General features: G+C 73.8%; 13 protein-coding genes. 5 read left to right on the top strand and 8 right to left on the bottom strand.

What is annotated here, in order from left to right; translation table 11 throughout:
- Window positions 1-59 precede the first annotated feature (59 nt).
- Together ACWGKI_RS13860 and ACWGKI_RS13855 are read right to left on the bottom strand one after the other, a co-directional pair.
- A complete protein-coding gene (locus ACWGKI_RS13860; RefSeq protein ID WP_452187719.1) occupies window positions 60-1,355 on the bottom strand; it encodes a sugar ABC transporter substrate-binding protein in 1,296 nt (431 codons plus the stop codon).
- Between the two features lie 308 nt (window positions 1,356-1,663).
- Window positions 1,664-2,740, bottom strand: a complete 1,077-nt coding sequence (locus ACWGKI_RS13855) for a lipoyl protein ligase domain-containing protein (protein ID WP_380244831.1) — start codon at window positions 2,738-2,740, stop codon at window positions 1,664-1,666.
- A gap of 122 nt (window positions 2,741-2,862) precedes the next feature.
- Between ACWGKI_RS13855 and ACWGKI_RS13850 the strand changes: the two genes are divergently transcribed.
- Both ACWGKI_RS13850 and ACWGKI_RS13845 read left to right on the top strand, forming a co-directional pair.
- Window positions 2,863-3,921 (top strand): N-acetylglucosamine kinase, encoded by a 1,059-nt coding sequence (locus tag ACWGKI_RS13850; protein ID WP_452187716.1) that lies wholly within the window; start codon window positions 2,863-2,865, stop codon window positions 3,919-3,921.
- The gene (locus tag ACWGKI_RS13845) at window positions 3,918-4,799 is read left to right on the top strand and encodes a MurR/RpiR family transcriptional regulator (RefSeq protein WP_380244829.1); all 882 of its coding nucleotides are present in this window, start codon (window positions 3,918-3,920) and stop codon (window positions 4,797-4,799) included. The genes ACWGKI_RS13850 and ACWGKI_RS13845 overlap by 4 nt, the downstream gene beginning before the upstream one ends.
- Window positions 4,800-4,820: 21 nt before the next feature.
- On the opposite strand, the gene cimA is transcribed toward ACWGKI_RS13845, so the two are convergent.
- Window positions 4,821-6,470, bottom strand: a complete 1,650-nt coding sequence (gene cimA / locus ACWGKI_RS13840) for a citramalate synthase (protein ID WP_452187714.1) — start codon at window positions 6,468-6,470, stop codon at window positions 4,821-4,823.
- Between the two features lie 288 nt (window positions 6,471-6,758).
- Here cimA and ACWGKI_RS13835 point away from each other — a divergent pair, with 288 nt between their 5' ends.
- Complete coding sequence (locus ACWGKI_RS13835; RefSeq protein ID WP_380244827.1) at window positions 6,759-7,316, top strand: hypothetical protein; 558 nt, start codon at window positions 6,759-6,761, stop codon at window positions 7,314-7,316.
- Here the strand turns inward: ACWGKI_RS13835 and ACWGKI_RS13830 are convergent.
- The 3 genes from ACWGKI_RS13830 to ACWGKI_RS13820 form a co-directional block, all read right to left on the bottom strand.
- Complete coding sequence (locus ACWGKI_RS13830; RefSeq protein WP_380244826.1) at window positions 7,264-8,442, bottom strand: winged helix DNA-binding domain-containing protein; 1,179 nt, start codon at window positions 8,440-8,442, stop codon at window positions 7,264-7,266. The two genes, ACWGKI_RS13835 and ACWGKI_RS13830, sit on opposite strands and share 53 nt — an antisense overlap.
- A gap of 26 nt (window positions 8,443-8,468) precedes the next feature.
- Window positions 8,469-9,629 carry a branched-chain amino acid aminotransferase gene (locus tag ACWGKI_RS13825; RefSeq protein ID WP_452187711.1) on the bottom strand — a complete coding sequence of 387 codons (1,161 nt, stop codon included), beginning with the start codon at window positions 9,627-9,629 and terminating at the stop codon, window positions 8,469-8,471.
- 215 nt (window positions 9,630-9,844) lie between these two features.
- Window positions 9,845-10,888, bottom strand: a complete 1,044-nt coding sequence (locus ACWGKI_RS13820) for a 3-isopropylmalate dehydrogenase (RefSeq protein ID WP_452187709.1) — start codon at window positions 10,886-10,888, stop codon at window positions 9,845-9,847.
- A gap of 141 nt (window positions 10,889-11,029) precedes the next feature.
- Here ACWGKI_RS13820 and ACWGKI_RS13815 point away from each other — a divergent pair, with 141 nt between their 5' ends.
- Window positions 11,030-11,746 (top strand): SAM-dependent methyltransferase, encoded by a 717-nt coding sequence (locus tag ACWGKI_RS13815; protein ID WP_452187707.1) that lies wholly within the window; start codon window positions 11,030-11,032, stop codon window positions 11,744-11,746.
- A gap of 308 nt (window positions 11,747-12,054) precedes the next feature.
- Here the strand turns inward: ACWGKI_RS13815 and ACWGKI_RS13810 are convergent, their stop codons facing one another.
- Complete coding sequence (locus tag ACWGKI_RS13810; RefSeq protein WP_452187705.1) at window positions 12,055-12,384, bottom strand: hypothetical protein; 330 nt, start codon at window positions 12,382-12,384, stop codon at window positions 12,055-12,057.
- Between the two features lie 314 nt (window positions 12,385-12,698).
- On the opposite strand from ACWGKI_RS13810, the gene ACWGKI_RS13805 reads away from it, so the two are divergent.
- Window positions 12,699-13,670: an HNH endonuclease signature motif containing protein gene (locus ACWGKI_RS13805; protein ID WP_452187703.1), complete on the top strand. Its 972-nt coding sequence runs from the start codon at window positions 12,699-12,701 to the stop codon at window positions 13,668-13,670.
- 148 nt (window positions 13,671-13,818) lie between these two features.
- Here ACWGKI_RS13805 and ACWGKI_RS13800 read toward each other — a convergent pair whose 3' ends face one another.
- A complete protein-coding gene (locus ACWGKI_RS13800; RefSeq protein WP_452187701.1) occupies window positions 13,819-14,379 on the bottom strand; it encodes an ASCH domain-containing protein in 561 nt (186 codons plus the stop codon).
- Window positions 14,380-14,410 lie beyond the last annotated feature (31 nt).

Below are 14,410 nucleotides of genomic sequence, written 5' to 3'. Positions count from 1 at the left end.
GGCCCGGGCTGCTGCCCGGGCCCGGCGGGGGCCGCGACGGGGAGAGTGCTCGTCATCCGTCAGCTGCCACCGTTGAGCAGCGACGACATCTCGTCGGCGGCCTTGGTGCTGGCGGTGGGCACGTCCTCGCTGCCCGACAGGATCGACTGCATCATCGTGCTGGTCGTCAGCTTGGCCTGCACGGCGCCGAAGTTCGGCGACACGGGCACGGACGCGCCGCCCTCGACGAACTGCTTCGCGAACGGCGCGACGAGCGGGTCCGTGCTCTTGAGCGTCTCGTCCAGCAGCGACTTCTGGCCCGGGAAGTAGCCGGCCTGCTCGCCCCACTTCGTGGCGAACTCACCCGTGGTCATGAGCTTGATGAACGCGAACGCGAGGTCCTGGTCCTTCGCCGTGGAGAACATGCTCAGGTGCGAGCCGCCGAGCACCGACGGGGCGATGCCGCCGTCCTTGCCCGGGATCGGCACGGCGGCGAACTTGCCCTTCATGTCCTTGTTCGCCTCGATGATCGCGCCGGGCGTCCACGAGCCCATGACGGCCATGCCGACGTCGCCCTGGGCGAACGCGTCCAGGACGTCGGTCTCGCGCCAGGTGGTCGCGCCCGCCGACGAGTAGCCGTCCTTCGCCAGACCGGTCCAGAAGCTGAGGCCCTCCTGCGACGCGGCGCTGTCGAGGCCCGAGGTCCACGTGTCGCCGTCCTGCGTCGCGACCTCGCCGCCGGCGCCCCACACCCACGGGTAGACCGTGAACTCGGCGTCGCCGGGCACCGCCACGGCGGTCTTGTCCGGGAACTTCGCCTTGATCGCCTTGGCGGCCGACTCGATCTCCGCCCACGTGGTGGGCGGCTTCACACCGGCCTTCTCGAACATCTCCTTGTTGTAGACGAGCGAACGGACGCCCGCGTACCAGGGCATGCCGTACAGCTTGCCGTCGTAGGTGCCCGCGTCGACGAGGCCGTCCACCAGGTCGTCGCCCAGGCCGGCGTCGGCCACGTAGTCGTCGAGCGGCGCGAGCGCCCCCGCGTCGGCGAACTCCGGCGTCCAGGTGGTGCCGGTCTCGGCGACGTCGGGGGTGGTGCCGCCCGCGATCGCGGTGACGAACCGGTCGTGCGCGTCCGCCCACTCGACGAACTCGACGTTCAGCTTGGCGCCGGTCTCCTCGGTGAAGGCCTTCCCGACCTCGTCGAAGAAGGTGTCAGCGCTGGGGTTGGTGCCCTGCATGATCCAGACGTCGAGGGTCTTGCCCTCGCCGTCGACGGCCCCGTTCCCGCCGTCGTCGGAGCCGCCGCTGCAGGCGGCCGCGCCGAGCGCCACCAGTGCCGCGGTCGCGACCCCCACGGTCTTCCGGGTCCACATCTGTCGCCGCATTCCAGTCCTCCCGTGGCGGCCTCCTGGGCCGCCCTCCCTCGTGCGCGGCGCCCGTGGGCGCCGTTCGCGCGGTCATGTCGTCCCGACGTCCTTGTCGTCCGGCGCGACGTCGTCGTCTCGCTGTCTGCGGCTGGTTGCCGTGCAGAGCGCGCTGTCCTTGGTCGAGCGACCCTCGGCTGAAAGGAACTTCCGGGGAGTCGCTCTGGGAGGGAGATTACTGACCGAACCCGGGTGTGCAAAGTCACCGCACCGATCCGTGACAGGACGGTGACCTCCCGCGCCAGGGGCTGGGCTGGTCAGGGCACCCGGTTGATCCAGGTCGGGTTGCCGAACTTGGTGCGCACGAGGTCGGCGGCGCGCTCCAGCTCCTCGGGCCGCAGCGTGGAGTCCACGGTCCGGTGGTGCGCCTTGAAGTGCGCCTCGAAGGCGTCGACGATCTCGTCGCGCGCCATGCCGGTCTGCGAGCGCAGCGGGTCCACCCGCTTGTTGGCGCTGGTGGTGCCCTTGTCGGACAGCTTCTCCCGGCCGATGCGCAGCACCTCGAGCATCTTCGCGCTGTCGATGTCGTAGGCCATCGTCATGTGGTGCAGCACCGCACCGCCGGCGAGGCGCTTCTGCGCGGAGCCCGCGAGCTTCCCGCCGGGCGACGCCACGTCGTTCATGCCGGCGAAGTAGGCCTCGACGCCGACGGACTCCAGGGCGCCGAGCACCCACGAGTCGAGGAAGGCGTAGGACTGCTCGAAGGACATCCCGTCGACGAGCGACGCCGGCACGACCAGGGAGAACGTGACGCAGTTGCCGGCCTCCATGAACATGGCCCCGCCGCCGGAGATGCGGCGCACCACGGTGACGTCGTGCTTGCGCACGCCCTCGGGGTCGACCTCGTTGCGCAGCGACTGGAACGACCCGATGAACACGGCGCGCTCCGTCCAGTCCCAGAAGCGCAGCGTGGGGCCGCGCCGGCCCTCGGCGAGCTCCTCGGTGAGCACCTGGTCCAGCGCGGCGAGGGTGGCCGGGGCCAGCGGGCCCGGGCGCAGCACCTCGAAGGTGTGGTCGTCCCACGTGGTCGCCAGGCCCAGCGCGCGGCGCACCGCGACGGCGACCGCCCAGGCGTCGAAGCCGACCATCGTCACCGCGCCGGCCACGCGGCCGTCCTGCTCCGCGATCCGCAGCCCGTCGTCGACGGCGCGCGCGAGCTCGCCCGTGGACGTCTCGCGCGGCAGCCCCACCAGGCTGGCGTCGATCACCTCGAGCGCGTCGTCCGGCTCGAGGAAGAAGTCGCCGCTGAGCCGGACGTCGGCGAGCATCCCCTCGCGCACGTCGAGGTCGACCGTCACGAGCTTGCCACCGGGAACCTTGTACTCACCATGCACGTCCTTACGGTAGCCGTGCCGCGCCCGGGTGGGACGCGGCGTCGGTCACACCGCCCCTCGAGCGGGCGAGATTCGTTTCGTTAGCCCCCCTCCGCAAGAAAATGACTGCCACACTGTTCCCCGTGACCGGCACGAACGCCCCGCCCCTCGCTCCCGAGCACGTCGTCGCCGTCGACGTCGGCGGCAGCGGCGCCCGACTCGTCGCCGTGCCCGCCCACGGCCCTGTCGCCGACGACACCCTCGCCCTCACCGGCCGTCCCGTGCGGATCACCGCCGCCGGGAGCGACGCCGCCGACGTCGTGGCAGAGCTCGTCGCCGACCTGGCCGGCCGGTGGCCGGGGGTGCGGATCGCGGCCGCCGCCCTGTCGGTCACCGGGCTGCCGTCCCTCGTCGCCGACCCCGGCGCCCTGCACGACGTCCTGCACGCCGCCGGCGCCCGCGCCACGGCCGTCGCCGCGGACGCGCTCGCCGCGCACCTCGGCGCGCTCGGCGGCCGGCCCGGCGCCGTCGCCGCGGTCGGCACCGGCGCGATCGTCCTCGCCACGGACCTGCGCCGTCGCTGGCACCGCGCGGACGGCTGGGGGCACCTGCTGGGCGACCTCGGCTCCGGCTCCTGGATCGGCGCGCACGGGCTGCGCGCCGCGGTCGCCACGCACGACGGCCGGCCCGGCCCCGCCTCCCCCACGCTGCTCGCCGCCGGGATCGAGCGCTTCGGTCCCGTCGAGGGCTGGCCGGCGGCGCTCTACGGCCGCGCCGACCGGGCCCACGTGCTCGCGTCGTTCACGCCCGCCGTCGCGGACGCCGCCCACGCCGGCGACCAGGTGGCCCAGGGCATCCTGCACGACGCCGGCACCCACCTCGCCGAGACCCTCGCCGCCGCGCTGCGACCCGGCATCCCGCCGCTGGCCGCCGTGACCGGCGGCGTCCTGCAGATCGGGGACGCCGTACGCACCCCGCTCGTGGCGCGCCTGTCGGCGCTGCGCCCCGACGTCCGGCTCCTGCCCGCAGAGGGCAGCCCGCTCGACGGCGCGCTGCGCCTCGCCCGATCGCTCGTCGACGACCGTGGCGGCGCGCTCGTCGAGCCGTACGAGCCCTGGGTCACGGTGCGCGGCACCGCCCGGCCGTCCGCCCCGCCCACCCCTGACGCCGGCGCCCGCCGGGAAGGAGACCTCCGCGCATGAACGGTGACGTCCTCGTCCGGCTCCGCCAGACGCTGCCCACCCTGCGACCCGCCGAGGCGCGCATCGCGTCCGTCGTGCTCGACGACCCGCCGGGCGTCGTCGGCGCCACCATCACCGAGCTCGCGGCACGCGCCGGGACCTCCCAGGCGACCGTCGTGCGCTTCTGCCGCGCCGTGGGCTACGCCGGCTACCCGGAGTTCCGCATCGACCTCGCACAGGCCACCAGCCGCCGCGCCGTCGAGCTCGAGCGCTCCGGCATCGCCGAGGGCGAGATCAACCGGACCGACACCGCCACCGACGTCGTCTCCAAGATCGCCTTCCACGAGGCCCGGACCATCGAGGAGACGGCGCGCATGCTCGACCTCGACGCCCTCGAGCGCGCCGTCGACGCCATGGCCGCCGCCCCCCGCGTCGACGTCTACGGCTCCGGGTCCAGCGGCCTCACCGCGCAGGACCTGGCGCAGAAGCTCTCCCGCATCGGCATCGTCTGCTTCGCCCCGGTGGACCTGCACGGCCAGCTCCAGTCCGCGGCCCTGCTCGGCAAGGGCGGGGTCGCCGTCGCCGTCTCGCACACGGGCACGACGATGGAGACGGTCCAGGCGCTCACCCTCGCGCAGGAGGCGGGCGCCACGACGGTCGCCGTCACCAACTTCCCGTCGTCCCCGCTGGCCGAGCTCGCCGACGTCGTGCTGTCCACGACGGCGCGCGAGACCCAGTTCCGTTCCGGCGCGATGTCGAGCCGCATCGCGCAGCTCGCCATCGTCGACTTCCTGTTCGTGCGCGTCGCGCAGCGCCGCTACGACCAGACCACCGCGGCGCTCAAGGCCACGTACGAGGCCGTGCAGCCCCACCGCCTGCAGGCCCGCGCACCGCGGTAGCCACCGCGGGTCCTCGGCCGGTCAGCGCGGCTCGACGCCCGCGTGCAGCAGGCCGTACACGTACGCGTCGATGAGCGACTCCCACGCCGCCTCGATGACGTTCGCCCCCACCCCGACGGTGGACCACGAGTGCTGCCCGTCCGTCGTCTCGACCAGCACGCGCGTGGTCGCGTCCGTGCCCTGCTGCGCGTCGAGGATCCGCACCTTGAAGTCGATCAGCTCGAACTTCTCGATCTGCGGGTAGCCGTGCGTGAGCGCGCTGCGCAAGGCCTGGTCGAGAGCGTTCACCGGGCCGTTGCCCTCCCCCGTCGCGACGACGCGCTCGCCCCCGGCGTGCAGCTTCACCGTCGCCTCGGCGACGGCGTCCGCCTCCCGGCCCGCGGCGTCGTGCCCCGCTCCCCCGGCGACCGTCTCGACGATCGTGCGCCAGCTCTCGACCCGGAAGTACGACTGCCGCGCACCCGTGAGCTCCTCGCGCAGCAGCAGCTCGAACGACGCGTCGGCCGCGTCGAAGGTGTAGCCCTGCGCCTCCGCGTCCTTGACGCGGGTGGTGACGCGGGTGAGGAGCTCGCCCTGACCGCTGAGGTCGTACCCCAGTTCGCGCCCCTTGAGCTCGATCGACGCGCGCCCCGCCATGTCGGACACGAGCATGCGCATGTCGTTGCCGACGGCGGTGGGGTCGATGTGCTGGTACAGGTCGGGGTCCACCTTGATGGCGCTCGCGTGCAGCCCCGCCTTGTGGGCGAAGGCGCTCGCGCCCACGTACGGCTGCCGGGCGTACGGCGAGATGTTCGTGATCTCGGCGACGGCGTGCGCGATGCGGGTGGCCTCCTCGAGACCGCCCCCGGTGAGCGTGCGCAGCCCGTGCTTGAGCTCGAGGTTCGCGACGACGGTGACGAGGTCCACGTTGCCCGTGCGCTCGCCGTACCCGTTCACGGTGCCCTGCACGTGCCCGCACCCGGCGGCCACGGCGGCCAGGGTGTTCGCCACGGCGCACCCCGAGTCGTTGTGGGCGTGCACGCCGAGGAGCCGGTCGCCCGCGACGGCGTCGCTCACGTGCGGCACGCCGAGGGCCTCGCGCACCTCGGTCACGACGTCGGTCACCCAGTGCGGCAGCATGCCGCCGTTGGTGTCGCAGAGCGCGACCACCTCGGCGCCCGCCTCGAACGCCGCCTCGGCCGCGGCCCGGGCGTAGGCCGGGTCGAAGCGGTAGCCGTCGAAGAAATGCTCTGCGTCGACCACCACGCGGCGCCCCTCGCCGACGAGGAACGCCACGGTGTCCGCGATCATCGCCAGGCCCTCGGCCGGCGTCGTGCGCAGGGCGCGCTCGACGTGCCGGACGTCGGACTTGGCCACGAGCGTCACGACCGGCGCCTCGGAGTCGAGCAGCGCGCGCACCTGGGGGTCGTCCCAGGCGCGGGTGCCCGCCTTGCGGGTGGCGCCGAACGCGGCGAGCACCGCGTTGCGGAGGTCGAGCTCCTTGGCCGCGCGCCGGAAGAACTCCGTGTCCTTGGGCACGGCGCCCGGCCAGCCACCCTCGATGAAGCCGACGCCCAGCTCGTCCAGCAGCGGCGCGATGGCCAGCTTGTCCGCCACCGAGAGGTTCATGCCCTCCTGCTGCGCGCCGTCGCGCAGGGTGGTGTCGTACACGTGGAACGGGGTGGCGGTCATGCGGGGACTCCCCAGCTCGTGGAGCTCTGGACGATCTGATCAACAAAAAAGACCCTCCGGGGTACGGAAGGTCTGCGCGTCCGGACGGTGTGCCGGACGCGCTACGGAATGATGAGGAAGCGACGCTGGTGCGCGAGGCGTGTCATGGGCCACATGGTGCCACACCCGCCCGCCGCCAGGACAGGGCGTCCACCCCGCGTCCCCAGGCTCCCCCCGCCCGCTACCGTGCGACCGAGGGGCGGCTGTGGTCGGCTTGCCCTTGTCACCCGAGGTCAGGAGGCCGTACCGATGAGCGAGTCGCGAACACCCGGCGGTCCCACGAGCCCCGCGGACCCCCCGCCCGGGATCCTGCCGGACACCGTGCCGACGGCCGAGCCGGTCGACGCGTGGGACGCGCCGGCCCCGACGTCGCGCGCCCTGCTCGCCCTCGACCGGCCGCGCTACTGGTCGGGCGCCGCCGTCACCGTCCTGGTGTGCGCCGTCCTGGGGCTCACCGCCTCGGTCGTGTTCGACGGCGCGTTCGGTGTGGGGCTGCTCGGGCCGTCCCGCGCGCTGCCCGGCGCGCCCGGGCTCGCGTGGGCGCTCACCGGCGCGGTCTTCGCCCTGCTCGCCGCCGTCGTGCTGCAGGCGCTCGTACGAGTGGTGCCGCGGCCCCGGATGTTCTTCGGCTGGCTGGTCGCCCTGACCACGGTGATCCTCGCCGCGCTGCCGTTCACGGGCGACGGGCCCGCCGGGTCCGCGGTGGCGACCGCCCTGGTGTGGGCGGTGCTCGGGGTGGCGGTCTCCGCCATGCTCAACGGCGTGCTCGGCCGGACTCTCGTGCGGCCGGCTCCGCGGACCAGGTGACCTCGCGCTGCGGCGCGTCCTCCGCCACGAGGTCGAGGAGCGAGCCCGCCTCGGCCTCCAGCTCGTCGCGGTGGGCTGCCCACGCGTCCCCGGTGAAGGGCTCCAGGTGCACCGTGGCCCGGCGCGCGTCGACGTCCAGCGACCAGGTCCCGGCCACCCGCCCGTCCACCCAGAGGGTCGGGAGCACGTCGGCGTTCCGCCGGTAGACGAGGCCCGCGTGCTCGGCGTCGAGGAGCCGGGACCGCTCGTCGAGCGCGACGAGGAGCTGGTCCCAGCGAGGCAGGAGCCGAACCGGGGCCGGGGTGTCGGCGGGCGTGAGGTCGGCGTCGGCCAGGTCCAGCAGCTCACGCCCGTCGGGCGCGGTGTACACCCGCAGCTCCAGCAGGGCGAGCGCCCGCTTCATCGCGCCGACGCCGCGCACCCCGAGGCCCCGCGCGACGTCCCGCACGGACGCCGGGCCGAAGGCCGCCAGGTAGCGGGACACCGCCCGGGCGCGCGCCTCGTCGGCCGGCGGCGAGGGCAGCGGGTGCGGCAGCACGTCGGCGAGCCAGTGCACGCCGTCCTGATGGTGCGCCGCGACGTGGGAACCCCACATCCCGCTCGGCGGCACGTGCACCAGCCCACCACCGGCGCTCGCGAGGCGCCACCATGCGCGGCTCACCCCGCCGGGGATCGCCGCGACGGCGTCGACGTCCGGGTACTGCTCCGCGGCGAACGCCTCCACCTCGTCCAGCGTCCGCGGCTCGGCGCAGAACGCGCGCACGGCCCGGTTGAGGGCGACCAGGTCCACCCCTGCGCGACGTGCGCTCGCGCGCCAGCCCGCCAGTCGTTGCTCCGCCGAGACCGCGTCGAGCAGCGGCCAGTCGGCGCTGGGCACCACGTGCAGCGTGGACCGCATGACGGTCGCCTTGACCACGGACCGGTCCGTCAGGGCGTGCTCGAGCTCGGCGACCGTCTGGCCCGCCCGCCGCGCCCAGAGCGCGATGTACGGCATGTCGGCGTGCTGCGCCTGCAGCCCGCCCACCCGGCCCACGACCGACACGAGGTCGTCGTCGGACCGGGTGAGCAGCTGCTGGCGCGCGAGCGTCGTACGGTTCAGCTCGCCCGCCGTGATCGGGGTGGGCATGGGTCGACAGCCTCCCGGGGTGGGGATCAGGCGAGCCGGCGCATCCAGCCGTGGCGGTCGGCGGCGCGGCCGTACTGGATGTCGGTCAGCTCGGAACGGATCGCCATGGTGAGCTCACCGGGCTCCCCGCCGCCGACCTGGTGGTCGAACGAGCTGCCCGCCAGCCGGCCGACGGGGGTGATCACGGCGGCGGTCCCGCAGGCGAACATCTCGGCCACGCTGCCGTCCGCGAGCCCCGCGGCGATCTCGGAGATCGGGATCCGGCGCTCCACGACGTCGCGACCGTGGTCCGCGGCGAGCTGCAGGATCGACGAGCGCGTCACACCCTCGAGGATCGAGCCCGTGAGCTCCGGGGTGTGCACCGAGCCGTCCGCCATGACGACGAACACGTTCATGCCGCCGAGCTCTTCGAGGTACGTGTTCGTGGTCGCGTCGAGGAAGCACACCTGGTCGAAGCCCTGCTCCTGCGCGATCATCTGCGGCAGGAGGCTCGCGGCGTAGTTCCCGCCGCACTTGGCGTCGCCCGTGACGCCCGGCCCGGACCGGTGGTAGTCCTCCGACACCCAGATCGACACCGGCTTCACGCCGCCGGCGAAGTACGGGCCCACGGGCGAGGCGATGACGAGGTACTCCACCTCGGCCGCGGGACGCACGCCCAGGAACGTCTCGGACGCGAACATGAAGGGCCGCAGGTACAGGCTGGAGTCCTCCCCGGACGGCACCCAGTCGAGGTCCGTGCGCACGAGCGCGGCGATGGAGCCGATGAAGTCGTCCACCGACAGGCTGGGCAGCGCCAGGCGGTGCGCCGACCGGGCGAACCGCGCCGCGTTGGCGTCCGGGCGGAACGTCCAGACCGACCCGTCGTCGTGCTTGTACGCCTTCATCCCCTCGAAGATCTCCTGCGCGTAGTGCAGGACGGCGGTCGCGGGGTCGATCTGCAGCGGGCCGTACTTCTCGATGCGGCGGTCGAGCCACCCGTCGCCCTGGCGCCAGCTGATGCGGGCCATGTGGTCGGAGAAGACGGTGCCGAACTTCGGCGCCTGCAGCGCGGCCTCGCGCTCGGCGCCGGGCGTCGGGCTGTCCGTCGCCCGCACGTCGAAGAGTGCGACGAGGTCCTCGAGCTCGGCCGGGAGGATGCCGGACGCGTCGGTGCTCGGGGCGGAGGAGGTGGTGCTGGAAGTGGTCATGATCGGGGGCCTTTCGCCGGGTGACCCCTGTAGTTTTCCACGACCGCGCACCACGTGGGCACCGGCGTCGCTCCGACCACAGCGGGCACCCGGACTACAGAAGGAGTCGGGTGATCGACAGGAGGGATGACGGCCGGGGCGGGCGGTGGCTCGGACGACTCGTCCGACGGCGCGGCGCGGGTGGCGCCGCGCCGTCCGGGTGACGACGCGGGTCGTCAGCCGTTGACGCGAGCGGCGAGGTCGCGCCCGACCTCGGCCGTCGTGCGTACTCGGTCGCCGCGCTCGACGAGGTCGGCCGCGACCGCGGCCTCCACGCGGGCGGCCTCCTCGGTGAGGCCGAGGTGGTCGAGCAGGAGCGAGACCGACAGCACGGTGGCGGTCGGGTCCGCCTTGCCCTGGCCCGCGATGTCCGGCGCCGAGCCGTGCACCGGCTCGAACATGGACGGCGCGGTGCGGTCCGGGTTGATGTTCGCCGACGCGGCGAGGCCGATGCCGCCGGTGATGGCGGCCGCCTGGTCCGTGAGGATGTCGCCGAACAGGTTGTCGGTGACGATCACGTCGAACCGCGACGGGTTGGTCGTGAGGAAGATCGTGGCCGCGTCGACGTGCAGGTAGTCCGTGGTGACGTCGGGGAACTCGGCGTTCACGGCCTCGACGGTGCGGCGCCACAGGTGCCCGGCGTGCACCAGCACGTTGTGCTTGTGCACCAGCGTGAGGTGCTTGCGGGGGCGGGCCTGGGCGCGGGCGAAGGCGTCGCGCACGACGCGCTCGACGCCGAACGCGGTGTTGACGGACACCTCGGTCGCGATCTCGTGCGGGGTGCCGACGCGCAGCGCGCCGCCGTTGCCCACGTACGGACCCTCGGTGCCCTCGCGGACGACGACGAAGTCCACCTCGCCCGGGTTGGCCAGCGGGCTCGTCACGCCGGGGTACAGCTTGCCCGGGCGCAGGTTCACGTAGTGGTCGAGCGAGAAGCGGAGCTTGAGCAGCAGACCGCGCTCGAGGACGCCCGACGGCACGCTCGGGTCGCCGATCGCGCCCAGGAGGATCGCGTCGTGGCCCTTGATGGCTGCCAGGTCGGCGTCGGTGAGCGTCTCGCCCGTGGCGTGCCACCGGCGCGCGCCGAGGTCGAACTCGGTCGTGGAGACCTTCACGTCCGCACCGGACACCGCCGCCTCGAGGACCGCGAGGCCCTGCTCCACGACTTCCGTACCGATGCCGTCGCCGGCCACCACTGCCAGGTCGATGCTCCGCGTCATGGGAGCGAGCCTAAGCCCACGGGGTCATGATGCGGACAGAAATCTCATTCTTCGGACACCATGCCACGTGACCGCGCAGGTCACGCGCGCACCCTCGACAAATGGCTTGTCGGGGCGGCCCGGCGCGCCCACGATCGCGGCATGACCCCGGACGACGAGGACCTCCGGCCGTACTTCGACGCGGCCGCCCAGAACTTGACCTTCAACTCCCCCCTCGGCGCCGCCCGGGCGGCCGACCTCGTCGAGCGCCTCGCGCCCCCGACGCCCGACACCCGCGTCCTCGACCTCGGCTGCGGCTCCGGCGAGCTGCTGCTGCGGCTGTGCGAGCGGCACGGCCTCGCCGGCGACGGCGTCGACCGGGCGCCGGCCGACCTCGAGCGCGCCAGGCAGGGGGCGAGGACGCGAGGCCTGGGCGACCGGGTCGCCTTCCACGAGGCGGACGCGACGACGTGGGACACGACGGCGGCCGTGGTGCTGAACGTCGGCGCCGGCCACATCTGGGGCGACGCCCCCGCCGCGCTCACCGCGCTGCACCGTCGCACCGAGGCCGGCGGGAGGCTGCTGTTCGGCGACGGCGTCTACGACGCCGAGCCCGACGCCGCGGTGCGGGAGGTCTTCGGCGACCTGCCCGACCTCGCCGGCCTGGCCCGCGCCGCGACGGACGCCGGGTTCCGCGTGCTGCACGCCGCCGCCTCGTCGCAGGCGGAGTGGGACGACTTCGAGTCCGACTGGCGCGCGGGGATCGAACGCCTCGGCACGCCGGGCGCCCGCGCCTTCTCCGACCAGCGGCGCGACGAGTACCTGGGCGGCTACCGCGGCGTGGTCGGCTTCGCCTGGCTGGTGCTCACGCCCGCGTAGCCGCCCGCCGGCGCACCTGGCGGACCTCCGCGAGGCCCGGACGTTCGTCGACGAGGCGCGCGCCGTCCGCCAGGAAGCCGTTGCCTCGGAGAGCCGGCGGCGCAGCTGTCCACAGGTTTGCGCCCCGGCGATAGAACAGGTGTTCGAACATCGCCTAGGATCGGGGCATGACGACGACGCTCCGCGACCCGGTCGCCGGCACCTCTGCCGGCACGGTCGACGGCGCGCGGTTGCGGGTCGAGGCGGCTCGGCTGGCCGCGCTGCCGCGCACGTGGGAGCCCTCCACGCGCGAGCTGCTCGACGAGGAATCACGCCACCAGGCCGCGGCGACAGGCAGTGCAGCGGGCACCCCGGCACCTACGCCGCCGTCGTGCCTGGCCGACCTGGACGGCGTGCTCGACGAGCTTGCCGACCTCGAGGCCCGCGTCGCGACGCTGCACGCCCGGCGCGCCGTGCTGCTGGCACGAGCCGTCGACCTGGCCGTGCTCCTGGAGCCCGACCTCGTCGACAGCAGCGACCCGGCCGTGCGCCGGGCACCCTCCGCCCGCAGGCTCGAGCTCGCCCACCGCGCCGTCGTCGCCGAGATCGCCACCACCCTGCACGTCGGCGAGCACGCCGCGGGCGGCCTCACCGACCACGCCGTCACCCTGACCGCCAAGGCACCCGCGACACTGACCGCTCTCGGCGAGGGGCGCCTGACCTGGGCACATGCTGTCCAGGTCACCAAGCACCTCAGCGACCTCACGCCCACCGAAGCACGAGAGATCGAACGATCCGTCCTCGCCTCGACCACCGACCCTGCCACCGGCCAGATCACCAGCACGCCCACCCAGGCCGGCACCACGACCCGCCGCGCCCGCGAGTCGAGTCGGCCCACCCCGTCCCTGCCGACGTCCGGCACGCCGAGGCCGCCCAGCACCGCGCGGTCTACCTCGACGAGGGCCGCGACGGCATGGCCTGGCTGGTCGCCCACCTGCCGGCACCGCTCGCCCATGCGGCCCACGACCGCCTCACCCGATCCGGCAGGCACCTCGTCGCCGAAGGCGACCCGCGCACCCTGGCCCAGGCCCGCGCCGACACCCTCGCCGCCCTCCTCCTTGACGACGGCTCTCTCGATGACGGCGCGCTCGACGACGGCACGACGGGACGGAGGGCGGACGCCGTCAAGGACTGCGACATCCCCACCGTCGAACCGCTGCGCGACGGGCCGTCACTGGCGACGCTGGCCCGCTCGATCCGGCCGCGGGTCACCGTCACGGTCCCGGTGCTCTCCCTGCTCGGCATCACCGACGCTCCCGCCACGATGGACGGGCATGTCCCCATCGACCCCGACACCGCGCGACAGCTCACCGCCCTCGCCCCGTCACTCCGGCGCATCCTCACCGATCCCGAGACCGGCACCGTCCTGTCGCACGGACGCACCACCTACGTCGTGCCCGCCGACCTCAAGGCGTTGGTGCGTGAACGCGACACCACCTGCCGCTTCCCCGGCTGTACCCACCCCGCCCAGCGAGCGGACCTCGACCACACCGTCGCCTGGGCCGACGGCGGCACCACGAACGCCACCAATCTCGCGGCGCTCTGTCGCCGACATCACGTCCTGAAACACCAGACCACCTGGAAGGTCACGCAGATCCCGGCCCCGAAGGCCCGACGACCGCACCCCGCAGACACCCGAGGCGCAGCGGGGTCTGACGGCTGGGCCGGCACGCTCGAGTGGGTCTCCCCCACCGGCCGCCGTCACACCACCCATCCCCCGCCGATCGACACCACCCGGCACCGCTCGCTCCCCCACGGCCACGAACCACCCGGAGGTGGCAATGACGATCCCCGGCACGAGGCAGGGCTCGCTCCTCGGCGCGAGAGGGCCGCGTCAGGGAAGCCCGCCGACATCGGTGCCGCTCTCGAGGCACCGCCGTTCTGAGGCATGGTGCCGGCCCGAAGATGCCATGGCCTGGACCCCTGGACTGCTCGGGCCCGGACGGCGTCGGGCGAGCCCCGAGGAACGCGTGATCACGGTCGAGCGCACTGGGCAGGGTGGGCCGCCGGCTGGACCAGCCGGTCGCTCTGGGTCAGGAGCGGAAGAGCACCTTGAACCGCTCGCAGACCACGGGCATCGCCGGGTCGAACTCGCGTCCGATCTGCGCGAGCGTCCTGCGCCAGTAGCGCTCGTGACCGTCGCGCCAGTCGGCCAGGGTGCGGTCCCCCTCCCCTTCGGCGGCGGCGTGCTCGGCGGTCACCTCGGCGAAGGGGACGGTGTCCACCTGGGTGGTCTTGATGAGGAGACGAGGTGCACCTGCGCCGTCGAGCACGATCGACAGGTCGCCCTTGCGCGGCAGCGGCTCGTCGGCCGCCTCGTACTCCCACACGGCGGCGGCGGTACCGGTCTTCACACCGTCGAGGACCAGCTGGAGCAGCTCGTCGGCCAGCTCGGGCGAGTCGCCGAACGACCACGCCGGCGGCGGCACGACGTTCTCGCTGCGCTCGCCCACCGCGCCCCCGTGGCTGGTACGGCCGGCGCTCGGCCGGGCGACGTCCCAGAACTGTGCGATGCGGTCCGCCTGGCCGGTGTCGGTCAGGCCGCTGTCGGTCAGGCCGGTCTCGTCCTGCCCCGGGTTCGCGTCGTCGGTCATGCTCCCATCCTGCCAGGCCACGCGCGTGGCA

The organism is Isoptericola sp. NPDC055881, assembly GCF_053615895.1.
This window is presented reverse-complemented; position numbering and strand designations above follow the sequence as displayed.